Source organism: Blastomonas sp. SL216 (assembly GCA_026625625.1).
Classification (GTDB): domain Bacteria; phylum Pseudomonadota; class Alphaproteobacteria; order Sphingomonadales; family Sphingomonadaceae; genus Blastomonas.
In genome coordinates this window covers 2,085,960-2,109,566 of the sequence record CP113055.1, presented here as the reverse complement: position 1 = coordinate 2,109,566, position 23,607 = coordinate 2,085,960, and the positions used below count along the sequence as shown (strand labels likewise).

Genomic DNA, 23,607 nt, shown 5'->3' with positions numbered 1-23,607 from the left:
AAATGTGTGGTATCGTTGGAATCCTCGCCCGGCGCGATGTCGTGGGCGATCTGGTCGATGGCCTGAAGCGGATGGAATATCGCGGCTATGACTCTGCCGGGGTGTGTACCGTGCACGACGGCCAGCTGGTGCGCCGGCGCGCAGAGGGCAAGCTGCGCAACCTGGTCGAAGTGCTGGCCAAGGATCCCGCGCCGGGCCATGTCGGCATCGCCCACACGCGCTGGGCCACGCACGGCGCGCCGACCACGGCCAATGCGCATCCGCATGCCACGGGCGAGGTGGCGCTGGTGCACAACGGAATCATCGAGAATTTCAAGCCGCTGCGCGACGCGCTGATCGCGCGTGGCAGGCGTTTCGAAAGCGAGACCGATACCGAGGTGGTCGCGCATCTGGTGAGCGAACGGATTGAGGCCGGCGACAGCCCGCAGGATGCGGTGAAGGCGGTGCTGCCGCAGCTGCGCGGTGCCTTTGCGCTTGCGATCGCGTTCCGCCAGCATCCCGATCTGCTGATCGGCGCGCGTCTGGGCTCGCCGCTGGTGCTGGGCTATGGAGATGACGAGACCTATCTGGGCTCGGACGCGCTGGCGCTCGCGCCGCTGACGCAGCGGATCGCCTATCTGGAAGAGGGCGACTGGGTGGTGCTGACCCGCGAAGGCGCGCAGGTCTATGATTCCGACAACCAGCCGGTCGAGCGCGAGGTCACGCTGTCGGGCGTCACCGGCGCGCTGATCGACAAGGGCAATCACCGCCACTTCATGCAGAAGGAAATCTTCGAGCAGCCGGTCGTCGTCGCGCAGACGCTGCAAAGCTATATCCGCTCGGTCGAGCAGAAGGTGTCGCTGCCGCAGATGGATTTCGAGCTGTCGGATATCGAGCGGGTGACGATCATCGCGTGCGGCACGGCCTCTTATGTCGGGCTGATCGGCAAATACTGGATCGAACAGCTCGCCCGCGTTCCGGTCGAAGTCGATGTCGCATCCGAATTCCGCTATCGCGACCCCGTGCTGAGCCCGAACATGCTCGGAGTGGTGGTTTCGCAATCGGGCGAGACGGCGGACACTCTGGCCGCGCTGCGCCATATGAAGGCAGGCGGGGTCACCACGGCGGGCATCATCAACGTGCCGACCAGTTCGATGGCGCGCGATGTCGATCTGCTGCTGCCCACCCATGCCGGGCCCGAGATCGGTGTCGCCTCGACCAAGGCGTTCACCTGCCAGCTGGCGGTGATGGCAGCGCTGGCGGTGAACCTGGCGCGCGCCAAGGGCAAGCTTGATGCGGCCGAAGAGGCAGAGATCGTCCGCCACCTGATCGAGGCACCCGCTGCCATCAACGCCGCGCTGGCGCATGACGCCGATATCGAGGCGATGGCGCACACCATCGCGCAGGCGCGCGACGTGCTGTATCTGGGCCGCGGTCCCGATTACGCGCTGGCGCTGGAAGGCGCGCTGAAGCTCAAGGAAATCAGCTATATCCACGCCGAAGGCTATGCTGCAGGCGAGATGAAGCACGGACCCATTGCGCTGATCGACGAGGCGGTGCCGATCATCGTCATCGCGCCGTCTGGCCCGCTGTTCGAAAAGACGGTGAGCAACATGCAGGAGGTGCGCGCGCGTGGCGGCAAGGTCGTGCTGATCAGTGACGCCGAGGGCCTGGCCGAAGCGGGCGAGGGCTGCCTTGCGACGATCGAGATGCCGACCGTCCACCCGCTGATCGCGCCGCTGGTCTATGCGATTCCGGTGCAGTTGCTGGCCTATCATGTCGCGGTCGCCAAGGGCACCGATGTCGATCAGCCGCGCAACCTCGCCAAATCGGTGACGGTGGAATAAGGATCGCGCGATGCAGTCCGACGGGGGTTGCACGAAGGTGCAGGGCGGCTGCCATTGCGGCGCGGTCCGCTTTGAGGCGGATGTGCCGCGCGCGGTGCGCCTGCTCGCGTGCAACTGCTCGATGTGTGCCAAGACCGGCTTTCTGCACATGATCGTGCCGCATGGCGATTTCCGCCTGCTGGCGGGTGGAGAGAGGCTGTCAAGCTATCGCTTCGGCACCGGCGCGGCGGAGCATCTGTTCTGCAATATCTGTGGCATCCGCAGCTTCTACCAGCCACGATCGCACCCGGATTGCTGGTCTGTGGACTTCCGATGTCTCGACCAAGATCATGATATCATTGCAGAAACCGAAGAGTTTGATGGACGCAACTGGGAGAAGGCGCGCGCTGCCCTAACCGACGAGTAATTTGCATTTCATGCATGTGCACGGAAAGCAATTGCACTTGTATGACAGCAATTATGACCTATTTAGCCTGACATAGAGAGCAGGATGTCTGCGCGGCCAATTCCCCAGTTCAACAGGAGTTCGTCATGCGTATTGCATTCAATCTGGCCGCTGCCTTTGTCAGCAGCGCCGTCATCATGCTGGCCGTTATCTGATTTTGATACGCCGTCAGCACCTGTTGGCGGCAGGCCGGTTCGCCATCGCCTGCAACCCGCGAAAATGCGCCGGTTGCAGGCAAGGTGCGGCCCGCACACCATAGACTTTACCCGTAAATTGTGGCGCGCAGCGGTTACCGTTCGCTAACTTTGTTTCGCTATGCCGCCCGGGTGAGCAAGACCCGACCCAAACCTTCGTCCGCGCGCGATCTGCCGGTCATGGCCATTCTTGGCCTGTGCGACCCCGCCGACGGCGATTGGGATCACTTCCGCGCGATTCAATATACCGGGCTTGCACGCTATGCGGTTCTCCGCGTTGTCACCAACCTGGTCCTGGGCCTCATGGTCTGCCAGCTGTTCAGCGGTCACGTGCCCTTGTGGCAGCTTGCCGGCTGGATGGGGATGCTGGGGGCGGCGCTCTATTTTCCCTCGATCCTCTACAAGCGCAGCGGCATGGTCAATCACGACCATGTGGCGCGCCGCTTCGTGCTGCAGCTGGTCGCAGCCACCAGCCTGATCGCTCTGGTCTGGTGCGTGCCGATCCTGGTCTTCGCGCCCAAGGCGGGCGAGATGGAACTGGCGACGGTATGGACGATCCTCGCCGCGCTGGTGGTGGGCGGAACCTTGCTGCTCAACGCGCTGCCGCTTGGCGCCTTCATGTTCAACCTGGTGCTGATGACCGCGTCGATCATCGCCTATTGGCAGGACGGCAATATCGTCACCGTCGGCGCGATTGCGTGCTTCTCGATCCTGCTGGCGCTGTCGGGCTTTGAAAATGCCCGCGCCTATCTGATGTTCAAGCTGTCCGAACATGGCCTTGCCGAAAAGGACGAGGTGGTCAGCCTGTTGCTGCGCGAGTTCGAGGAAGGCGATGCCGATTGGCTTTGGCAGATTGACGCTGCCCGCCGCATCATTGCTGCCAGCCCGCGCTTTGCCTTTGCCGCCGGGCGCGAGGCCAGCGAGATCGAGGGCATGCCGCTGACCCAGCTGATCGCGGGCAAGCACTGGGAAAGCGGCAATCTGCCCCCCAGCCTTCACATCCTCTCCGACAAGCTGACCAAGCGCGAGAGCTTTTCCAATCTGGTGGTCAAGGTCCAGGGCGAGGACAAGACCTTCTGGTGGGAGCTTTCCGCTTCGCCGCGCTATGATGACAATGGTGGTTTCATGGGCTTTCGCGGCGTCGGTTCGGACGTTACCGAAAGCCGCGAGAGCGCAGAGAAGATCGCGCGTCTGGCCCGTTTCGATACGCTCACCGGCCTGCCCAACCGGCTCCAGCTCACCGAGGCGCTCGACCGCGCGCTGAAGGAATGCGAACAGTGGAACTGCCGCTGCGGCTTCCTGATGATCGACCTCGATCGGTTCAAGTCGGTCAACGATACGCTCGGCCATCTGGTCGGCGACCGGCTGCTGGCGCAGGTCTCGCTCCGCCTGCGCTCGCTGATGGGCAAGGACGAGCTGTGCGGACGCCTGGGCGGCGACGAATTTGCCGTGGTGATGCGCGATACCGGCGACGGACAGCGCATTTCCGATCTGGCGGATCGCATCATCGATGTCCTGTCGCGGCCCTATGAGGTCGACCAGCACACGCTGTTCATCGGCGCGAGCGTCGGTTCGGCCACCGGCACGCGCGACGGGCGCACGGTCGAAACGCTGATGCGCAGCGCAGACCTTGCGCTCTATCGATCAAAGGACGAGGGCGGCGGCCGCCACAATGTCTACGAGCCCAAGCTGCACAGCCATGCCGAGGAACGCCGCGTCATGGAAATGGCGCTGCGCAAGGCGCTGGAAAAGGACGAATTCTCGCTCGCCTTCCAGCCGGTGGTCGATGCTGCCAGCGAGTCGCTGGTCGCCTTCGAGGCGCTGATCCGCTGGAGCAATCCCGAATTCGGCCAGGTGTCGCCCGCGCGGTTCATTCCGCTGGCAGAGGATGCGCGGCTGGTCGTGCCGATCGGCAATTGGGTGCTGCATCGCGCCTGCCGCGAGGCGATAACCTGGCCCGCCAATGTGCGCGTGGCGGTCAACGTCTCGGCCGAGCAGCTGTACGAGCCCGATTTCGTCGACACGGTGGTCGAGGCGCTCTCCGAAACCGGCCTGCCGCCGCAGCGACTGGAGCTGGAAGTGACCGAAAGCGTGTTCCTGCGCGAAGGATCACGCGCGGGTGAGACGCTCGACCGTATCCTGGCGCTGGGCGTCGGCCTGTCGCTCGACGATTTCGGCACCGGCTATTCTGCGCTCGGCTATCTCAGCAAGACCCGCTTCACCACCATCAAGGTCGATCGCAGCTTCGTGCAGGGCGCGGCCAAGGGCGCGCAGGAAAGCATCGCCATCATCCGCGCCGTGGTCGCGATGGCCGAAAGCCTGGGCATGTCCACCACCGCCGAAGGCGCGGAGACCGAGCATGAGGTTGAGGTAATCCGCGGCCTGGGCTGCAAGAAGATCCAGGGCTATTTCTATGGCCGCCCGATGGCTGCTGACGATGTCGCCACCCTGTTCGGCGATCACCAGGCCGCGCAATACGGCTGAACCGCCCGATCAGGTGTCAGGCCCGTTCCAGCACCGATTGAGCCAGTGCCTCGAACAACCGCGCGCCATCGGTATTGCCATGCTGCGGTTCGACCACCCGCTCGGGGTGCGGCATCATGCCCAGGACATTGCCCTTTGCATTCAGAACGCCTGCAATATCGCGCGCTGATCCGTTGACGGGTTCAGCATAGCGGAACGCGACCTGGCCTTCGCCCTCGATCCGGTCGAGCGTCGCATCGTCGGCGAAATAGTTGCCGTCATGATGCGCGACCGGAATGCGGATCGTCTCGCCCTGGCTGTACAGCCGGGTGAAGCGGCTGTCGGCGTTTTCCACCTTCAGCTCCACCGTGCGGCAGACGAAACGGATGCCGGCATTGCGCATCAGCGCACCGGGCAGCAGGCCGGATTCGGTGAGGATCTGGAAGCCGTTGCAGATGCCCAGCACCGCAACGCCGCGCTCTGCGGCGGCGACAACCGCGCCGATCACCGGAGAGCGGGCCGCCATCGCGCCGGAGCGCAGATAGTCGCCATAGGAAAATCCGCCGGGTACGCCGATCAGGTCCAGCCCCTCGGGCAGGCTCTGCTCGCCGTGCCACAGCCGGATCGGCGCATGCCCGGTCACCCGCTCGATCGCCACCGCCAGATCGCGGTCGCAGTTCGATCCGGGGAAGGTGATGACCGCCGATTTCATGCGACCTTCTCGACCCGGTAGTTTTCGATGACCATATTGGCGAGCAGCTTGCGGCACATGGCGTCGATATCCTCGTCGCTGGTGCCATCGGCCAGGGTGAGTTCGATCAGGCGGCCGGCGCGGACATCCTGCACGCCGCCAAAGCCCAGTCCTTCCAGCGCATGGTGGATCGCGCGACCCTGGGGATCGAGCACACCGTCTTTCAGGGTCACATGGATGCGGGCCTTCATCGGCGTCCTCCTGCCAGAATCTATGGCCTGCCCTATAGCGCGCGGCGACGAAGGGGCAAGGGCCTATGCCCCTGCATTTTGGTTCGCGCTGCCCGCCCCTGCGTTAACCTTTCCTAACAAAGCGCTGTCAACGGATGAAGCATAGCCTTTTGTTCATCACAAGAACGGGGGAAACATGGCTGGCCTGGCATTGGCGATGTTCATCGGGTTGTTCGGCTTCGGGCACGAGATGCTGGGATGGCGCGATCCGGAAGGCCATGTTCAGCTCGCGCTGTTCATGGCGTTCCTCTTCGGGATCATCAGCGGCTATCGCGCGCGGGGCTGAGTCCCGCCGGTCATTCCGATGTCGCATTGGCCGCGACAGGCGACTGACGCGCGGCGAGTGCGGTGCCGGTCTGCGTGCCTTCGTACAGCGATTGCACCAGCACCGCCCGGTCGGGCGCCAGATATGTGCGCGCGAGCGTCAGCAGTTCATCGGCATCCACCTTGCCGAACGCGGTGCCGCCGCTGCGGAAGCGGTCGAGCTTGGCCGGCTTGCTCTGGGCGGAATCGACGATACCCAGCCACGCACCATTGTTCTTCACGCTGTTGGCGATGTTCTCCAGGATCGGCGTGCGTGCCCGGGCCAGTTCGTCGGCTGCGATCGGCGAGGGGACCGAAGGCGATCCGGCCAGCGGCGCAGGGGCGCTCAGTTCGGCTGCGATATGGCGCACGGCATCAGTCACCTTGTCGACATCGCCCGCCGCGACATTGGTGCTGATCTGGATATAGCCATAGCCGGGATAGATCGATGACGTGAACGACCGCGCCGCCGGCGAATAGCTCGCGCCCAGCTGCTCGCGGATCTGGTCGGTCACCTTGATCTGCAGCAGCTCGGCCAGCAGGCGCAGGCGGACATCCTCGCGATAATCGCGGTCGTCGGTGGTCGGCCAGTAGAATTCGACGATCGCCTGATCGGCCTCGCCCTTGTGGTGCAGGATGCGCGGGGCGCGGTTCTGCGTGAACTGGCGGGTGCGGGCCTCGCCATAATCGCGGAACTCCGCCTCGCGCTCTGCCAGCGCACCGAAGGTGGCCGCGACCGCGGCGATGGCCTGTTCCTCGTCGAAATCGCCGACCAGCCCGATCTCGATCGCCCCGCGCTCCAGCCGGTCGCCGATCGCGGCCTTGAGGTCGTCAAAGGTCAGCCGTTCGAACACCGCCTTGTCGGCGAGCGAAAAGCGCGGATCATTGTCCGACAGGATCGCGCCGATCTGGCTGCCGATCGCGCCTTCGGGCGTCGCGTTGAGCCGCGCGTAGAAATTGGGCAGATAGCTGCGATACTGGTTGATCGCCTCGCTGCGATAGCCCGGATGCGTGGTGAACGCGGTCAGCACCTGCATCTGCAGCTTCAGGTCCTCGGGCGTGGTGGCGAGATAGCCGCCGAGATAATCCTCGCCCGATCCGAAATTGAGCGATACCGCGCGGCCGGCGAAGATCGAATAGAGATCGTCGAGGCTGTGCGCCTCCAGCCCGCCACGCACGAAGATGTTCATCAGGCTGGTGGCTTCGGGCTTGTCGCGCGAGGCGAGCAGATCGCCGCCATCGATGCGCAGCGACACCAGCACCCGGTTCTTGTCGAAATCGGTCTTCTTGAGGTTCAGCCGCACGTTGTTGGCAAAGCGGATGGTGCGGATGCCCAGATCCTCGATCGTGCTGTCCGCCACCACGGTGCCGGGCGCGCCAAAGTCCTGATAGGCAAAGGCCTGCGCATCGCGGGCTTCGGGCTTGGCGACCCTGGTCTTCTGCGCCTGTGCGAAGGCGGTGCGCACCCCGTCCGCGCCGCCTGCCGGATCGACCTTGGTCGCCAGGTGGATGAGCGGCTTGTCGAGCGTGCCGAAATCCTCGCGCAATGCCTTGAGCAATATCTTCGGCGTCAGCGCATCGCGCAGCGCGGCAAAGCGTTCGAGCTGGCTTTCGGGCGTGGTGACGATCATCCCGTCCTTGGCCATGCCCATGATCTGGTCGGCAAGCTGGTCGTTGCTCCGCGTTTCCTGACCGCGCACCGCATTTTCATAGCCGGTGGTGAAATTGGCCAGCTGTTCGGCGAGTTCCGCCTTGGTGAAGCCATAGCGCAGCGCCGCGCGCAGCTCGCGCTCGGCTGCCTCCAGTCCGCGCTGCCACTCGCCATCGCGCGTCGCAACGTTCAGCACCGACTGGTTGGCGATCTTGTAGACATCCGACCGTCCGACCGATGCGCCGACAAAGGGGGCATTTTCCTGCCGCGCGATGCGGCCCAGCCTGCGCCCGACGATGTTATAGGCCAGCGCGCGGGTCAGCTTGGCCCGGCGGGTCGCCTTGCTGTCGGGCTCCTCGACATAGGGAGAGAAGCGCACGACGGTCGCCACCTCGTCGATCGCGGGATGCGTGAAGATGTTGGCCCGGTCCGTGCGCGCGGTGTCGATGCGGCCCAGCGGCACGTCCGGTGCCTCGCCATGCCTGGCAGACCAGTTCGCGAAGCGCGCCTGGATCTTGGCCTCCATCTCGGCCACGTCGATATCGCCGACCACCACCAGCGTGCTGCGGCCGGGCGTGTAATAACGCTCGTAAAAGCTGCGGAAGCGCTCGGCCGGAGCGGTCTCGATGACGCTCTTGTCGCCGATGGGTGAGCGGGTGGCGATGCGCGTATCGGGCACGGTGAATTCGAACAGCGATTCGCGGTTGCGCTGCGCGAAGTTGGCGCGGGTACGCAGTTCGGACAGGATCACCCCTCGCTCGCGGTCGATCGAGGCGGGGGCGAAGCGGATCTCGCTCGCGGTCTCGCGCAACAGGTACAGGGCGGTGTCGACCGTCTCGGCCTTCACATTGGGCAGGTCGAGCAGATAGCCGGTCTGATCATAGCTGGTGTACGCGTTGGTATCCGCGCCGAATTCGAGGCCCAGCCGCTCGAGAATCTTGATCATCTCGCCTTCGGGCACGTTGGTGGTGCCGTTGAACGCCATATGCTCGATGAAATGGGCAAGGCCGCGCTCATCCTCGGCTTCCGCCGTCGATCCGACATCGATCAGCAGCCGCATCACCGCGGTGCCCGGCGGCGTCGTATTCTTGCGGATGGCATAGCGCATGCCGTTGGGCAGCACGCCCAGCCGCACTGCAGGGTCAGGCGCAAGGTCGCTCGTCGCATAGCCCCAGGCAGCGGCAATAGCGGCCTCGTCGCGGATGGGCAGGGGCGTTTGAGTGCTGGTCGAATCGGGATCAGGGGGCGCGGACGATTGCGCCAGAAGCGGAGCCGGTAGCAGCGCAAGCGCGGCAGCGGCCATTCCAGCCAGCGCCGATTTCGCCACGGTTGTGGGAAGCCTTCCGCCTCGATCCATCTCCACCCACTTTTACTGTTGTGTGGCGGAAATGTTGCATGGCCGAAAGGACCACGCAAGATGACGGACGCGTCAAGCGTCCGCCAGTCAAGATCGTGCTTATTTGCCCTTGCGGCGACGGTGGCTGTCGAGGTCGAGCACCTCGTTGTCGCCGCCTTCGTTGAGCAGGCCCAGACGCCGCGCGACCTCCTGATAGGCCTCGACCTCTCCGCCCAGATCGCGGCGGAAACGGTCCTTGTCGAGCTTCTCGCCGGTCTCGATGTCCCACAGGCGGCAGCCATCGGGGCTGATCTCGTCCGCCAGGATGATGCGCGAGAAATCGCCGTCGAACTGACGGCCGAATTCCAGCTTGAAGTCGATCAGGCGGATGCCGATCGCCGCGAACATGCCGCACATGAAATCGTTGATGCGGATCGCCATCGACGAGATGTCCTGCATCTCCTCCTGGCTGGCCCAGCCGAAGCAGGCGATATGCTCTTCGGCGACCAGCGGATCGCCCAGGCTGTCGTCCTTGTAGCAATATTCGATCAGCGTGTGTGGCAGCGGCTGGCCTTCTTCCAGGCCTAGGCGCTTGCAGATCGAACCGGCGGCGACATTGCGCACGACAACCTCGATCGGCACGATCTCCACCTGGCGCACCAACTGCTCGCGCATGTTGAGGCGGCGGATGAAGTGCGTGGGGATGCCGATATGGCCAAGGCGGGTGAACACATATTCGCTGATGCGGTTGTTGATCACGCCCTTGCCGTTGATCGTGCCCTTTTTCTGGGCGTTGAACGCGGTGGCATCATCCTTGAAATACTGGATCAGCGTGCCCGGCTCAGGACCTTCGTAGAGGATCTTGGCCTTGCCTTCGTAAATCTGGCGGCGGCGGGTCATGGCACGTATCTCCGATAGAAAGCAGGACGCCCCGGTGCGGCAACCAATGCACGCAGGGCCGGGGCGTCTCTCAGCGCCCCTATAGCCGCTTGGGTGGTCGCACGCAATTGCGCTGTCTGGGCACGCATGTTTACTGTCATGAAACCGGACAGGGGGATGGTTGCTGCACCGATCCGTGCAGCCAGGGGAGAGGACGATGAACGTCAAGGTCGATCACAAGCAGCAGGTGGCGATCGTCACCATCAACCGGCCTGACCGGCGCAATGCGGTCGATGCCGCCACTGCGCAGGCGCTGCACGACGCCTTCGCTGCGATCGATGCCGATGACTCGGTGCATGTGGCGATCCTCCACGGCGCGGGCGGGCATTTCTGCGCCGGCGCCGATCTCAAGGCCTTGAGTGAAGGCGACAAGCGTCCGGTGACCGATGCCGGCATGGCCCCGATGGGGCCGACGCGGATGGAGCTGACCAAGCCGGTGATTGCCGCGATCGAGGGCTATGCCGTGGCAGGCGGCATGGAGCTTGCCTTGTGGTGCGACATGCGGGTGATGGCGGAAACTGCGCGGATGGGCGTGTTCTGCCGCCGTTTCGGGGTGCCGCTGGTCGATATGGGCACGATCCGCCTGCCGCGTCTGATCGGCCATTCGCGCGCGATGGACCTGATGCTCACCGGGCGCGAGGTCGGCGCGGCAGAGGCGCAGGACATGGGCCTGACCAACCGCGTCGCGCGGCATGGCGGGGCGCTGGAGCTGGCGGTCGAGCTGGCGACGCAGATCGCAGCCTTTCCGCAAAAATGCCTGCGCAACGACCGGGCAAGTGCATTGGCCCAATGGTCGCTGGGCGAGGCCGATGCCATCGCGCTGGAGGCCAGATTGGGGCGCGAGACGATCTCCAGCGGCGAGACGTTGAGCGGTGCTACCAGCTTTGCCCAGGGCAAGGGGCGGCACGGCGTGTTCTGATCGCCGGATTTTCCGTGCTCCGGCTACAAATTTTCCCCAGAAAACCGGGCCGACCCTCTCGCCTTGACGCTTTGGCGCTGCTACGCGCCTGAAGCATGGCAGACGAGGCGAGCGCTCCTCCGGGCGACGACATTCCTGAAATCGAGAATACCTCGTTCGACCGTGCGTTGTCGGATCGCTATCTTGTCTATGCGCTCTCCACGATCACTGCGCGCTCGCTGCCCGATCTGCGCGATGGGTTGAAGCCCGTTCACCGCCGCCTGCTCTGGGCGATGCGGCAGCTGAAGCTCGACCCGGCGAGCAGCTACAAGAAGAGCGCCCGCGTCGTCGGCGACGTGATCGGTAAGTACCACCCGCACGGCGATGCCTCGGTCTATGACGCGATGGTCCGCCTCGCGCAGGATTTCGTGCTGCGCTATCCCCTGGTCGACGGGCAGGGCAATTTCGGCAATATCGATGGCGATAACGCGGCCGCCTATCGCTACACTGAAGCGCGGCTGACGCGCACAGCGATCGAGCTGATGGCGGGGCTGGACGAAGGCACGGTTGCCTTCAAGCCCACCTATAATGGCGAGGAGGAAGAGCCCGAGGTCTTCCCCGGCCTGTTCCCCAATCTGCTCGCCAATGGCGCCAGCGGCATCGCGGTGGGCATGGCGACCTCCATCCCCTCGCACAATGTCGCCGAGGTAATCGACGCGGCGATGCTGCTGATCGACCAGCCCGAGGCGACGCACGAGGCGATCATGGAGCATTTCCATGGTCCCGACTTCGCCACCGGCGGCCTTCTGGTCGACAGCGCCGAGAGCATTTCGCAGGCCTATCGCACCGGGCGCGGCGCGTTCCGCCTGCGCGCGCGCTATTCGACCGGCAGGCAAGCCGATGGCAACTGGGAGCAGACCGGCATCGAGAAGCTGTCCGGCGGCACCTGGCAGCTGGTCATCAGCGAAATCCCCTATCAGGTGCAGAAGGGCAAGCTGATCGAGCAGATCGCGACCCTGATCGCCGAGAAGAAGCTGCCGATCCTCGCCGATGTCCGCGATGAATCGGACGAGACCATCCGCATCGTGCTCGAGCCCAAGAGCCGCAATGTCGATGTCGATGTGCTCAAGGACAGCCTCTATCGCCTGACCGACCTGGAAATCCGCTTTCCGCTCAATCTCAATGTGCTGGATGAGACCCGCACGCCCGGGGTGATGGGCATCAAGCCGCTGCTCGAATCCTGGCTGCGGCACCAGATCCTGATCCTCACCAATCGCAGCCGCCACCGGCTGGAAAAGATCGCGGCGCGGCTGGAGCTGTTGCGCGGCTATATCATCGCTTATCTCAACCTCGACCGGGTGATCGAGATCATCCGGACCGAGGACGAGCCCAAGCCGGTGATGATGGCCGAGTTCGAGCTGACCGACCGTCAGGCCGAGGCGATCCTCAACATGCGGCTGCGGTCCTTGCGCAAGCTTGAGGAAATGGAACTGCGGCGCGAGCATGATGCGCTGATCAAGGAACAGGAAGAGCTGCTCAAGCTGCTCGACAGCCCGGCGCGCCAGCGCACGCGGCTCAAGAAGGACCTGACAACCTTGCGCGCGCTCTATTCGGAGACGACCGAGCTGGGCCGCCGCCGCACCGATCTTCAGGAAGCCGCGCCCGCGCGCGAAATTCCGCTCGAGGCGATGATCGAGCGCGAGCCGGTGACCGTCATCATGTCGCGGCGCGGCTGGATCAAGGCGATGAAGGGCCATGCCGATCTGTCGGCAGCCGAGCTCACCAAGTTCAAGGAAGGCGATGGCCCCGGCTTTGCCTTCCACGCGCAGTCGACCGACAAGCTGCTGATCGCGCTCGACAATGGCCGCTTCTACACTTTGGGTGCTGAAAAGCTGCCTGGCGCGCGCGGCTTTGGCGAGCCGGTGCGCGGCATGCTCGACATGGATGCCGATGCGCAGATCATCGCGCTGATGCCCTATGAGGCCGAGGGCAAATTGCTGCTCGCCGCATCGAACGGGCGCGGTTTCCTGGCCGAAATGCGTGAGCTGATCGCCGAGACGCGGAAGGGGCGGCAGGTGGTGAACCTGAAGACCGGCGTCAAGCTGATGGTGATTCGCACCGTCCCTGCCAGCGCGGATCATGTCGCGGTGGTGGGCGAGAATCGCAAGCTGGTGGTCTTCCCCATTGGCGAACTGCCGGTGATGGCGCGCGGACAGGGCGTGCAGCTGCAGCGCTATCGCGACGGATCGCTGTCTGACGCTACGACATTCAGGCTGGAAGACGGCCTGAGCTGGACCATGGGTGGCGACAGCGGACGCGTGCGCACCGAAAAGGACATGGGCCTGTGGCGCGTTGCGCGCGGCGCGGCGGGACGACTGCCGCCCAATGGCTTCCCCCGGAACAACAAATTCGATGGGTGATTTTCTCTTGGGTCCGAATCTTTTTCTTGGGCTTTAAGTGAATTTTACATTTTCCCGGTTAGCCGGTGCTAACCATGGTCAGTCCCAAACCGCCAACCAACGCGCGTAACAGGGCCGTTCCGGATCGTCCCGGAGCGGGTCTTGCCGCGCGTTCGCACCCTTTGGTGATGGCTGCGCTCGATCCGCTGCCGATTCCGGCGGCGATGGTGATGCGCGCGGGCGACGAGATCGAGCTCATGGCGGCCAACAAGGCGTTTCTGGAGCGCGGCCTCACGCCGACCGAACCTGGCGGCCTCGATATCAGGCTGCTGACCGAGCTGGTTTCGGTCGCCCACCGCAATGACAGCGGCAAGGCGGTCAAGCCCTGGACCTTGCAGGATCCGGTCAAGCCGCGCCGTTATGACGTGACCGTCGCGCGGATGGACCTGCGCGGGATGGAATGGCCGCATTTCCTTGTGAGCCTGATCGACCGTACCAGCGAGATCGAGACTCACGACAGCTTCCGCCGTGAAACCATGCGCGACAGCCTGACCGGGTTGCCCAATCGTGCAGGCTTTGAGGACGAGGTCGAAAGCCGGCTCGCAGATGCGCCTGCGGGCGGCCGTGCGGCGCTCAATGCCTTTGCCGTCATCACGCTCGACATCGCCCGGTTCAGCCAGATCAACGAATGCGCCGGCAGCATTGTCGGCGACGAGCTGATCATCACGGTTGCGCGCCGCCTGATGGGCCGGATGCGCAAGACCGACATCGTCGCGCGCATCGGCGGCAACGAGTTCGCGCTGTTCGTGCCGATGCGCGGCACCAACGAGCGCGAGCTGATGCGGATCGTCAACCGCATTCGCGGCATCTTTGCCGATCCCTACCGGCTGTCCGACCTCGAAATCCAGATCGACGGCGCGATCGGCATCGCGCTGAGCAAGCTCGGCCAGGCTGATTGCGCCAATTACATCCGCCAGTCGCAGATTGCGCTCAAGCGCGCCAAGCAGACGCGTCAGGCGGAAATCTATACGCCCGAGGAGCTCGACAAGGCGCGCCGCCGCTTCACGCTGGAAACCGAGCTGCGCAAGGCGATCGAACTCGACCGGCTGGAGCTGTATTTCCAGCCGCTGATCGATCTGAGCAACGGCTTCGTCACCGGGTTCGAGGCGCTGGCGCGCTGGAAGGACCCCGATTACGGTATGATCTCTCCGGCAGAATTCATCCCCGTGGCCGAGGAATGCGGACTCATCCTGCCGCTGGGGCGCTGGGCGCTCGACCGGGCATGCCAGGTGCTGAACGAATGGGACGCCAAGGCGGGCGAGGTGCTGCCGCTCAAGGTCAGCGTCAACGTGTCCGCCGCGCAGTTCGCCCGCGATGACATTCCCAACATGGTCTCGGGTATTTTGCGCGCCAACAAGACCAAGCCCGAGCGGATCATGCTGGAACTGACCGAATCGGTCGTGGTCAGCGATCCCGCGCGCGCCGCTAAGGTGATGAACGCGCTGCGCGCGCTCGATGTATCGCTGGCGATGGACGATTTCGGCACCGGCTATTCGAACCTGGCCTATCTGCAGCAATTGCCGATCGACGTGCTGAAGATCGACCGCAGCTTCGTCACCCATATGCTGCAGGAACGCGACAAGGTGGCCATCGTCCGCGCGATCCTCTCGCTCGCTTCCGCGCTCAACATGGAAACCACCGCCGAGGGCATCGAGACGCTGGAAATTGCGCATACGCTCGCAGCGCTCGGCTGCTCCTATGGCCAGGGCTATTTCTATTCGCCGCCAGTCCCCGCCTCGCGCGCGTATGATTTCATGATCGAACGGATGAGCTGATCAGGCAGCGGCCTGGACGACCTCGCTGGCGATCTGGCGAATACGCGCATCGTCTGGAAAATCCTCTGCCACCCAGCGCCGCCTGATCTCGCCAAGCGCCCTTGCGACATCGGGCCCGGCATGGATGCCCAGCGCCAGAATATCGCGACCGCTCAACGGAAATTCGGGCACCTGCCAGCCCTTCAGGCTGTGCCAGCCATCGACCAGCATCGCCCTGGGCGCGCGCAGCAGCAGCCAGGGGGCGACCAATTCTTCGGGCTGAACCTGCGCCGCGACCTGCCGCGCACTGCCGGTGACCGGCCAGGGGGCGGCAAAGCGCGTCATCGCCAGGCGCTGCGCCTTCGACAGGCGCAGCCGTGCGGCGACCGTATCGGCGATCAGGGCATCCTCGGGCAGCAAGGCGGCGAGGCGCAGCAGCGGGTTCGGCGCGGCGGCGACCGCCGCTTCGCGGTCCAGCAGCGCCGCCAGTCGCCGGGCACCATCATCCTGCATCTCGGGCAGGATCACGGGCCAGATCCCGCAATCGGCCATTAACCCGACCGCAGCCAGCGGATCGGCACTGCCCAGCAGCAACAGCAGTTCGCGCGCGATGCGTTCGCGCGACAGCGCCTTCAGCCGGTCGGCATGCCCGGTACAGGCGGCGAGCGCCAGCGGATCGGCAGCCCCGCCAAAGCGCGCGTGGAAGCGGAAATAGCGCAGGATGCGCAGATGGTCCTCCAGGATGCGCTCGCCCGCATCGCCGATGAACCGCACCAGGCGCGCATCCAGATCGGCCAGGCCGCCGAAATAGTCGGTCACCTCGAGCGTTACCGGATCGGCGAACAGCGCGTTGATGGTGAAGTCTCGCCGCGCGGCGTCTTCCCGCCAGTCGTCGGTAAAGGCGACCTCGGCATGGCGGCCATCGGTGGTGACGTCGCGGCGCAGGGTGGTGATTTCGACCGGGCCGCCGGGCAGCACTGCGGTTACGGTGCCATGCGCCAGGCCGGTCGGCACGGCGCGGATGCCTGCCGCCTCCAGCCTCGCCATCACTTCATCGGGCAGCAGCCGCGTGGCAATATCGATATCGGCCGCCTCGATGCCCAGCAGCGCATCGCGCACCGCGCCACCGACAAAGCGGCACTGATCCGCATCGGGGTCGATTGCCGCGAGCATGGCGTTGAGATCGTCGCGCCTGGTCCATTCCGCCGCGATCCGCGTCATGCCAGCACCCCCTCCAGCCGCCGCGAGAGATTGGCGATGATCCCCGCTGTCACGCCCCAGATGCGTCTCTGCCCCCACATGATCTCGATATACTGGCGCTCGGCCCCTTTCCAGAAGGTTGAGTGGCGCGCGTGATTGGCGGGATCGAGCACGAAATCGAGCGGGACCTCGAACCAGTCTGCGACTTCGCCGGGATTGGGGGAATAGCTGAGATCGGGCGGGATGACGCCCAGCACCGGCGTGATCGCAAAGCCGCTGCCGCTGCGATAGACATCGCCGGGGCCAATCACGCGGACATGGTGGGGGGACAGCCCAAGCTCCTCATCCGCCTCGCGCAACGCGGCGGCGATGGCGTCCTTGTCCTCGGGGTCGATCTTGCCCCCGGGAAAGGCGATCTGGCCGGGATGGCTGCGCAGATAGTCGGGCCGCTGGGTCAGGATGACGCCGGGCTGGGGCCGTTCGGTGATCGCGATCAGCACGGCTGCGGGAATGTGCATCCCCCGGTCGGGCCGGATATGCGCCTCATCGGTCGATTCCATGCCCTGGCTTGCGGCAAGTGCGTCGGCCAGTCGGTCGAACAGGCTCATGCGGCCTCGGTCCGGTCGAGCCGGAAACAGGCACCGTCGCTCCAGATCGGCAGGCCCGCTTCCGGATCATCGGTCTCCGCGAGCGCCAGTTCGACAAGGTCGTAATAGACCGCGCGCTCGATCCGCGCCTCCAGCCCGCGCCACAGGCCCAGATAGGGCCGGGGTTCATCGGCATCGCCGCGCATGATGATCGGACGGTCGGGCCCTCCGACCACCAGCTCGTCGGTGTTCAGCCGGAACGCGAGGCGGCGTTGATCGCCCTGGCCCTCGGACTTCAGTTCGACCGCGAGCAGCGGCGCATCCTCGACCTCGATCCACTGCTGCTCGAACGGGGTGACCAAGGCATGGCGACCATCGGCATCGCGGCGCAGCACGCTGGCAAACAGCCGCACCATGGCCGGGCGCGAAATCAGCCCGCCCTGGTGATACCAGCGGCCATCGGCGGCGATCCGCATATGGCTGTCGCTCTGATGGGCGGGGGTCCATTGTTCGACCGGCGGCAGCTTGCGCGCGGCGACCAGCCCGGCAATATCGGCGAGCGAAAGGTCCTTGAGTTCGGGGGGCGGATCATAAGGCATGGGGTTGCCAGATAAGCACGGCGGCCCGGCGATGCAAAGGGCGATGCCGCCCCCTCGGCATCAGCTCAGCCGCCAGGGACCCAGCATGCCGCGCTCGGGCATCAGCGAATCGGGTCGCGCCAGCGCCAGCAGGCGGTGCTGCTCATAGGGTCCGGGCAACGACCATCCCCCGGTGCGATCGGCCGAGAAGCCGAACCGCGCGCCATAATATTCGGGATCGCCCAGCAGCACGAGCGGCAGCTTTTCGCCGACGCCCATCGCGCCGAACACCGCCGCCATCAGCGCCCGGCCGATGCCCTGGTCCTGATGATCGGGCGCGACGCTGACCGGACCGACCAGAATCATCGGATAGGCCAGGCCATCGGGATCGGTGAGCGAGACCGGCCAGCACTGGATCGAGCCGACCAGATAGCCATCGGCATCGACCGCCGCAAAGCTGAGCGCAGGCAGATGCTCCAGCCCCTCGCGCACCTTGTAGATCGTGCGGCTCTTGCGTTCCGGTCCGAACACCAGATCGAGCAGCTCTTCAACCCAGGCGCTATCCACCTGATCCAGCGGGATAATGTTGAATTCGGTCATCGGTCCAGACGGATAGTTGAAGGGGTGTATATGCCCGCGCCCTTAGGGGTGGGGGGGCGCTGAGTCGAGCGCAATTCGCATGTGTGCGCGGATGCGGCATAGGGTTTGCCAAAGCGGTACGGCTTTCCTATGTGTGTCTTGCACGCAACAGGGGGAGTTCATGGACGAGAGCGCAAAACCGCATGGATCGATCTGGCTGGCGCGGCTGTGCCTGTTGCTGGGCGCAGGCTCCATCGTCATGGCGATGACCGGCGCGATCGGCGCGGGCCAGGACTGGTGGGGCAAGCTTGACGGCCTGAGCTTTGTCGGTGCTGCCGTGGTCCTGGCGCTGGTTGCGCTCGTCTTCTCGCTGATCGTGCTGCTGCTCTATCGCAAGAAGGGCAAGCGCATCCGTGACCTGACGATCATGGGCCTGATCTGCGCGGTCGCCTATCTGGGGTTCATCGGTTACTGGGTGAATGTCGGCCGCAGCGTGCCGCAGATCCACGACATCACCACCAATCTCGACAATCCTCCGCAGTTCCAGGTGCTCAAGCTGCGCCCCGATGACTTTGCCGACATTCCGGGCCGCGGTGAGCCGCAATATGCCGGGATGGACGCCAAGGAGCGCTGGAAGGTGCTGCACCGCGGCGCCTATGCCGATCTGAAAACCGTGGTCATCAAGCTTCCGGTCGACAAGACCGTGACGCTGGCCGAGGAAGTGGCGCGCGAGCGGGGCTGGGAGGTGGCACTGGCCAAGCCCGAAGAGGGCCGGCTGGAAGCGACCGACACCGTCTCGCTGTTCAAGTTCAAGGACGATGTCGTAGTGCGGGTACAGCCCGGCCCCGGCGGACTGACCAGCGAGGTCGATGTCCGTTCGGTCTCGCGCGTCGGACGCAGCGACCTTGGCGTCAACGCCCAGCGGATCCGTGGTTTCCTGAAGGACTTGCAGGCCGCAGCGCCCAAGGGCTGACAGCGTTAGCCGCCCGCCAGGGCGGCGCTGGAGGCCTGTTCGATCCGGCCCCGGTCAGCCAGCATCAGCGTGGAGCTGGCCTTGGCCAGCACCTTGCCCGTCGCATCGAGCAGCTGTCCTTCGAAAAAGCAGGTGCTGCGCCCGCGTCGTTCGACCCAGGCCCTGGCGGTCAGCAGGCCAGGGCGCGCAGGTGCGAAGAAGCTGACCTTCAGCTCGAGCGACATCGGCACCACGTCCGGACCCGTCATCGCCATCGCTGCGTGCGCCATCGCGGCGTCGATCCAGCCAGTGACGAACCCGCCCTGTACGACGCCGCCCGAGTGGCACATGTGCATGCCGGCCCGATATTCGATGGCCGCACGACCTGCCGGGTCAAGCTCGACAATGCGCACAAAGCCCAGCGACTGGTTGAGATCGGACGGACCGGAGTCAGACGGGCGGGGGGCTGTATCGGCGGTGGTCATGGCTCTCCTGGCGGTTCTGGTTGTCGGCGCCAGCCAACCGATTGACGCGGCGAATGTCAAACGGACTTTCGGTGCGGCCCCGTGGAACCGCCATGAGCATTGCCGGGTAAGTGCGCAAACACAGGAGCTTTCTGCATGATCACGACCCGATACCTGCTTGCCATGACCAGCCTTTCCTGCGGCCTTGCCCTGGCCGGTTGCGGCAGCGATACCGATCAGACTGCAGCCCCGGCACCCGCGCCCGCAGCCGAGAGCCGCGCCGATGCCGTCCCGATGACGGCGACCGCCATGCTGAAGACCGCCGATGGCAAGGACGCAGGCACGGTCACTGCGACCGAGCGCGAGGATGGCATCCTGATCGCGGTGAGCGCCGCCGGAATGACGCCGGGCGAGCACGGCATTCACGTGCACATGACCGGCAAGTGCGAAGGGCCGAAGTTCGAAAGCGCGGGCGGGCATTGGAACCCTTCCGGAGCCAAGCATGGCCTCAGCAATCCGCAGGGCCAGCATCATGGCGACATGCCCAATCTGGTTGTCGCCAGCGATGGCAGCGGCAAGATGGACTATACGATCCGCGAAACCCGCTTTGCCGAGATGCTCGACGCCGATGGCGCGGCGCTGGTGGTGCATGCCAAGGCCGATGACCAGAAGACCGACCCTTCGGGCGATAGCGGCGACCGGGTGGCGTGCGGCGTGTTTGCGGTCGACTGATCAGCGGCCGCGCACGCCGTAATCGATACGGATGCGCACCCATTCACCGACCTTGGATACCCCACCCACGCGCGGCGGCCGCACGCGGAACTGCCAGGCTGCGGCCAGCACCGCGCGGCCGATGCCCGATCCTTGCGGCGATTCGCCGATTTCGTAGCAATCCTCGACCCGGTAATCGGGCACGGTGCGGCATGCGATCAGCGCGGACCCGGGGCCGCGCGCGGTGGAAAGATAGCCCTTGAGCTCGTCGTCATAGGGTTCGCGATACCAGGCGGCGGCAAACAGTGGCTCGCCATTGGGGCCCGAGCCGACCCGCTCGCTGTCGCCCGGCGTGCCCTTGTCCATGGGGCCATAGACCCGGCCAGGCTTGATCACGGCCTTGGCCTTGGGCTGCGCGGGCGGCGCGGCAGGCGCAGCCTGGGGGGAGGGCATGGCGATAACCGGTGGCGGGATCGGCGATGGCTGTGGTGCGACCACGGGACTGGGCGTCTCGACCGGGCTTTCCTCCTGCTCGGTGGGCTCGGGCGATTGCGATGCGTTTTCGGCGGGCTTGGGGCTGTCCTGCTCGGTCTTCTCCGCCGTCGGTTCGGGGGTGACACCGAATACGGTCATCAGCGATTCCTCGCGTTTCTCGCCGGGCGGTGCAATCGACAGCGACAGCAGCGCCAGCACGAACAGCAGTTCGGCGATCAGCGCCAGCAGCACGCCGCCTGCGCGCTCGCCCAGGCGCGACCTCAGCCCTTCGCGCAGGCGCGCAAAACGGGTGGGTGCATCGGAAGAGGTTTCGGCGGGGAAAAGGTCCATCAGCGACAGGCTAGCTTTCGTGCGATTGCGGCCCCCCAGCCCCTGATTGCATTGCTTGTGGTGCCGCTTGTCGGATTCGAACCAACGACCTACCGCTTACAAGGCGGTTGCTCTACCAGCTGAGCTAAAGCGGCGTGACCAGCGCGTTTGCGCGGCGTGCCATGCGCTATTTGACGCCAAAGGTCCAGCCTTCAGTGTGGCGGATGGCCGCATCGAGCGCGGGCGGATGCCAAAGGCTGTGCCACAGTGCCGGATCGCGCGCGGCATCGCGCAGCCAGGCGGCCGTGATCAGCGCATCGGTGCTGTGGTCGTCATGCGCCAGCAGCGGGGCAGGGGCGCGCGTGTTGAGCACGCCGAGCGCCCGGTGCAGCGCTTCGGCATCGCGCACCTTGCTGCGCCCGGCACCGATTCCGGCGGCGCGGGCTGCGATGCTGGTATAGATTTCGACGATGACCGGGCCTGTGTCCGGCAGCGGATCGAACGGCCAGATCGGCACGCGCCCGGCCAGGCGGTGGAGCACGCGCATGCCGGTCAGGCTGGACTTGCCGACCTGCGCGGCACCGACCAGGTTGAAACAGCTTGCGCTATTGGCCTGCTTCGTCAGCCGCTGGTGATGCTCGACCGCGCGCATCCGCCCGGTGCCGAGCGAGCCGAAGCGGTCGCCGGTGTCGCCCTTGCCGTGGCGGAAATAGCGCCGCGCCTCTGCATGCCGTACGAAGCTGCTCGCCGACAGATGCTCGTCGGGTTCGCACAGCCGGTCGACAAGCGCCCAGAGCGCGCGCGCATGGTCCGGGCTATGCTCCCAGCCGGGGAAATAGCCGCCTGCATCGACAAACGGAAAGGTCGGCGACAGGTCCATGCCGATCAGCATGTCCGTCCCGGCCTCGGCATGCGCGAGCAGCCATTCGAGCGCCGCGCCGCGCGACCAGCCGCCGTCCGGACGCACCAGCACCGGCTGGGCATCGTCGTCCGCCGCCAGGGTTGCCAGCGCCACTCCCCTGGGCCGGGCCACCGCCTGGCCGGACCAGTCGAAACAGGCATAATGCTGAAAGCGGCGCATCGGTATCAGCGGATCTGCTTCAACACCTCGGCGGTGAATTTGGCGATGTCGAACTGCTCGCCAGCGCTGTCATAGCCGCGCCGCACGATCACCAGGTCGCGGCTGGGGATGACCACCAGATACTGGCCGCGATTGCCAAAGGCCGCAAAGGCATCCGCCGGCACGCCTTCGCTCCTGTTCATCAGCCAGAAGCTTGCGCCGTAGCCGAACGGCCCTTCGGGCTGCGGCCCGGATGGCCTGGTCACATAGTCGCGCCAGCCTGCAGGCAGGATGCGCTTGCCGTCCCACATCCCGTCACCCAGGTACAACAGCCCCATCCGCGCCATGTCGCGCGCCGTGGTCCAGACCTGGCTCGACAGGATGTAATTGCCCTGCCAGTCGGTCTCCGCCCAGGTGCGCGTCATGCCCAGCGCGTCGAACATCTGATGCGGGTGCAGATCGGGCGCGGCATCGCGTGCCGCCAGCGTTGCCAGCAGGATGTCGTTATTGGCATAACGGAAGCTGGTGCCCGGCTGATGCAGCATCGGCCACAATGTCGTCCACTGCCGCACCTCGCCTGCGCCCATGTAAACGGCATCGGTGCGGTTGCCCGATGTGTCGCTGGAGAGGCCGCTGGCCATGCGCAGCAGGTGATCGACCGAGATCGCGCGGCGCGGATCGCCCTCGACATTCCATTCGCGCACAGGCCTGTCGTGAATGGTGAAGCCCTTTTGCCGGACGAAGCCGACATAGGTCCCCGCCATCGACTTGGCGACCGACCAGGTGCGCTGTGCAGTGTGCAGGTCATGTCCCTGCTTGTAGCGTTCCTGCACGATGCGGCCCTTGTGGACGATCACGACGCCGCTGGTCTTGCCGCCAAAGGCCTTCGCGTCGAACGCGCTTTCGATCAGCTGATCGAACGGCGTGATCATCATGATGCGCGGGTCGCTGGCGTTGGCATCGCCCATCGGCCAGGGGCGGCTGTCGAGGCTGCCCGGCACGGCGCGTTCGAGCGCTTCGGCGGGCAGGCGGCGGCCGTCATTGGTCCAGCCGATCGGCATCGAGGTGCAGCCGGTGACCGGATTGTGCCGGGCGACGCGCGGCGGCATATCCTCGGTCCAGGCGACGCTGACCTGATGCGCGGCGTGGTCGATCTCGGCCTTCAGGCCCGGTACGATCGGCGCGATATGCGGGTAGATGCCGGTCAGCTCGTCCGCCTCAATGTCGGCCACCGTCTTGTTGCCGTTCCACAGCCCCGAACACAGGAATTGCGCCTTGTACCCGGCGGCTTCTGCCAGATCCATGCGACTGGGTTCGGTCGGCGTTGTCGGCTGCGCGCTGAGCGGCGTGCTAATCAGCGCTATGGCCACAGCGAAACGCGCGATAGCTTGCAAGCGGCGAGCATGGCGGAACGGCTTTGGCA

Annotated in this window: 21 protein-coding genes and 1 tRNA gene; 9 read left to right on the top strand and 13 right to left on the bottom strand. The window is 65.3% G+C overall.

Annotation, left to right across the window (positions count from 1 at the left end; translation table 11 throughout):
• The first annotated feature begins 2 nt into the window (after positions 1-2).
• The 3 genes from glmS (at position 3) to OU999_09875 (ending at position 4,949) form a co-directional block, all read left to right on the top strand.
• Positions 3-1,826 (top strand): glutamine--fructose-6-phosphate transaminase (isomerizing), encoded by a 1,824-nt coding sequence (gene glmS, locus OU999_09885; GenBank protein ID WAC22077.1) that lies wholly within the window; start codon positions 3-5, stop codon positions 1,824-1,826.
• A gap of 10 nt (positions 1,827-1,836) precedes the next feature.
• A complete protein-coding gene (locus OU999_09880) occupies positions 1,837-2,232 on the top strand; it encodes a GFA family protein (protein WAC22076.1) in 396 nt (131 codons plus the stop codon).
• Positions 2,233-2,645: 413 nt separating this feature from the next.
• Entirely contained in the window at positions 2,646-4,949 is a 2,304-nt protein-coding gene (locus tag OU999_09875; protein WAC25401.1) for an EAL domain-containing protein, read from the top strand.
• A gap of 16 nt (positions 4,950-4,965) precedes the next feature.
• Here the strand turns inward: OU999_09875 and purQ are convergent, their stop codons facing one another.
• Together purQ and purS are read right to left on the bottom strand one after the other, a co-directional pair.
• Positions 4,966-5,640, bottom strand: coding sequence for a phosphoribosylformylglycinamidine synthase subunit PurQ (purQ, locus tag OU999_09870; protein ID WAC22075.1), 675 nt, complete (start codon positions 5,638-5,640; stop codon positions 4,966-4,968).
• The gene (gene purS / locus OU999_09865; protein ID WAC22074.1) at positions 5,637-5,870 is read right to left on the bottom strand and encodes a phosphoribosylformylglycinamidine synthase subunit PurS; all 234 of its coding nucleotides are present in this window, start codon (positions 5,868-5,870) and stop codon (positions 5,637-5,639) included. Before purS ends, purQ begins: the two co-directional genes overlap by 4 nt.
• A gap of 175 nt (positions 5,871-6,045) precedes the next feature.
• On the opposite strand from purS, the gene OU999_09860 reads away from it, so the two are divergent.
• Positions 6,046-6,195 (top strand): hypothetical protein, encoded by a 150-nt coding sequence (locus tag OU999_09860; protein WAC22073.1) that lies wholly within the window; start codon positions 6,046-6,048, stop codon positions 6,193-6,195.
• Between the two features lie 10 nt (positions 6,196-6,205).
• On the opposite strand, the gene OU999_09855 is transcribed toward OU999_09860, so the two are convergent.
• A complete protein-coding gene (locus OU999_09855; GenBank protein ID WAC22072.1) occupies positions 6,206-9,190 on the bottom strand; it encodes an insulinase family protein in 2,985 nt (994 codons plus the stop codon).
• A 129-nt stretch (positions 9,191-9,319) separates the two neighbouring features.
• On the bottom strand, positions 9,320-10,099 hold the full coding sequence (locus tag OU999_09850) for a phosphoribosylaminoimidazolesuccinocarboxamide synthase (GenBank protein WAC22071.1): 780 nt from the start codon (positions 10,097-10,099) through the stop codon (positions 9,320-9,322).
• Between the two features lie 196 nt (positions 10,100-10,295).
• On the opposite strand from OU999_09850, the gene OU999_09845 reads away from it, so the two are divergent.
• The 3 genes from OU999_09845 to OU999_09835 all read left to right on the top strand — a co-directional run bounded on the left by OU999_09845 (position 10,296) and on the right by OU999_09835 (position 15,270).
• Complete coding sequence (locus OU999_09845; GenBank protein WAC22070.1) at positions 10,296-11,057, top strand: crotonase/enoyl-CoA hydratase family protein; 762 nt, start codon at positions 10,296-10,298, stop codon at positions 11,055-11,057.
• A 95-nt stretch (positions 11,058-11,152) separates the two neighbouring features.
• Complete coding sequence (gene parC, locus OU999_09840) at positions 11,153-13,456, top strand: DNA topoisomerase IV subunit A (protein ID WAC22069.1); 2,304 nt, start codon at positions 11,153-11,155, stop codon at positions 13,454-13,456.
• A 167-nt stretch (positions 13,457-13,623) separates the two neighbouring features.
• Positions 13,624-15,270, top strand: coding sequence for a bifunctional diguanylate cyclase/phosphodiesterase (locus OU999_09835; GenBank protein WAC22068.1), 1,647 nt, complete (start codon positions 13,624-13,626; stop codon positions 15,268-15,270).
• Here the strand turns inward: OU999_09835 and OU999_09830 are convergent, their stop codons facing one another.
• Genes OU999_09830 through OU999_09815 form a run of 4 tightly spaced genes read right to left on the bottom strand, consistent with a single transcriptional unit; the run spans position 15,271 to position 18,214 of the window.
• Positions 15,271-16,470: a CCA tRNA nucleotidyltransferase gene (locus OU999_09830; GenBank protein WAC22067.1), complete on the bottom strand. Its 1,200-nt coding sequence runs from the start codon at positions 16,468-16,470 to the stop codon at positions 15,271-15,273. It lies immediately after the preceding gene.
• Entirely contained in the window at positions 16,467-17,057 is a 591-nt protein-coding gene (locus OU999_09825; GenBank protein WAC22066.1) for a CoA pyrophosphatase, read from the bottom strand. The genes OU999_09830 and OU999_09825 overlap by 4 nt, the downstream gene beginning before the upstream one ends.
• Positions 17,054-17,635, bottom strand: coding sequence for a DUF1285 domain-containing protein (locus tag OU999_09820; protein ID WAC22065.1), 582 nt, complete (start codon positions 17,633-17,635; stop codon positions 17,054-17,056). Before OU999_09820 ends, OU999_09825 begins: the two co-directional genes overlap by 4 nt.
• Before the next feature lie 60 nt (positions 17,636-17,695).
• Positions 17,696-18,214: an N-acetyltransferase gene (locus OU999_09815; protein ID WAC22064.1), complete on the bottom strand. Its 519-nt coding sequence runs from the start codon at positions 18,212-18,214 to the stop codon at positions 17,696-17,698.
• 160 nt (positions 18,215-18,374) lie between these two features.
• On the opposite strand from OU999_09815, the gene OU999_09810 reads away from it, so the two are divergent.
• Positions 18,375-19,166 (top strand): DUF1499 domain-containing protein, encoded by a 792-nt coding sequence (locus OU999_09810; protein WAC22063.1) that lies wholly within the window; start codon positions 18,375-18,377, stop codon positions 19,164-19,166.
• A 5-nt stretch (positions 19,167-19,171) separates the two neighbouring features.
• Here OU999_09810 and OU999_09805 read toward each other — a convergent pair whose 3' ends face one another.
• On the bottom strand, positions 19,172-19,630 hold the full coding sequence (locus OU999_09805; GenBank protein WAC22062.1) for a PaaI family thioesterase: 459 nt from the start codon (positions 19,628-19,630) through the stop codon (positions 19,172-19,174).
• 135 nt (positions 19,631-19,765) lie between these two features.
• On the opposite strand from OU999_09805, the gene OU999_09800 reads away from it, so the two are divergent.
• Positions 19,766-20,341: a superoxide dismutase family protein gene (locus OU999_09800; GenBank protein ID WAC22061.1), complete on the top strand. Its 576-nt coding sequence runs from the start codon at positions 19,766-19,768 to the stop codon at positions 20,339-20,341.
• Here the strand turns inward: OU999_09800 and OU999_09795 are convergent, their stop codons facing one another.
• The 4 genes from OU999_09795 to OU999_09780 all read right to left on the bottom strand — a co-directional run bounded on the left by OU999_09795 (position 20,342) and on the right by OU999_09780 (position 23,488).
• Positions 20,342-21,145, bottom strand: a complete 804-nt coding sequence (locus OU999_09795; protein WAC22060.1) for a hypothetical protein — start codon at positions 21,143-21,145, stop codon at positions 20,342-20,344.
• A gap of 58 nt (positions 21,146-21,203) precedes the next feature.
• Positions 21,204-21,279 (bottom strand) — tRNA-Thr (locus tag OU999_09790).
• A gap of 32 nt (positions 21,280-21,311) precedes the next feature.
• Positions 21,312-22,205, bottom strand: coding sequence for a hypothetical protein (locus OU999_09785; GenBank protein WAC22059.1), 894 nt, complete (start codon positions 22,203-22,205; stop codon positions 21,312-21,314).
• Between the two features lie 5 nt (positions 22,206-22,210).
• Positions 22,211-23,488 (bottom strand): serine hydrolase, encoded by a 1,278-nt coding sequence (locus OU999_09780; GenBank protein ID WAC22058.1) that lies wholly within the window; start codon positions 23,486-23,488, stop codon positions 22,211-22,213.
• Between the last annotated feature and the right edge of the window lie 119 nt (positions 23,489-23,607).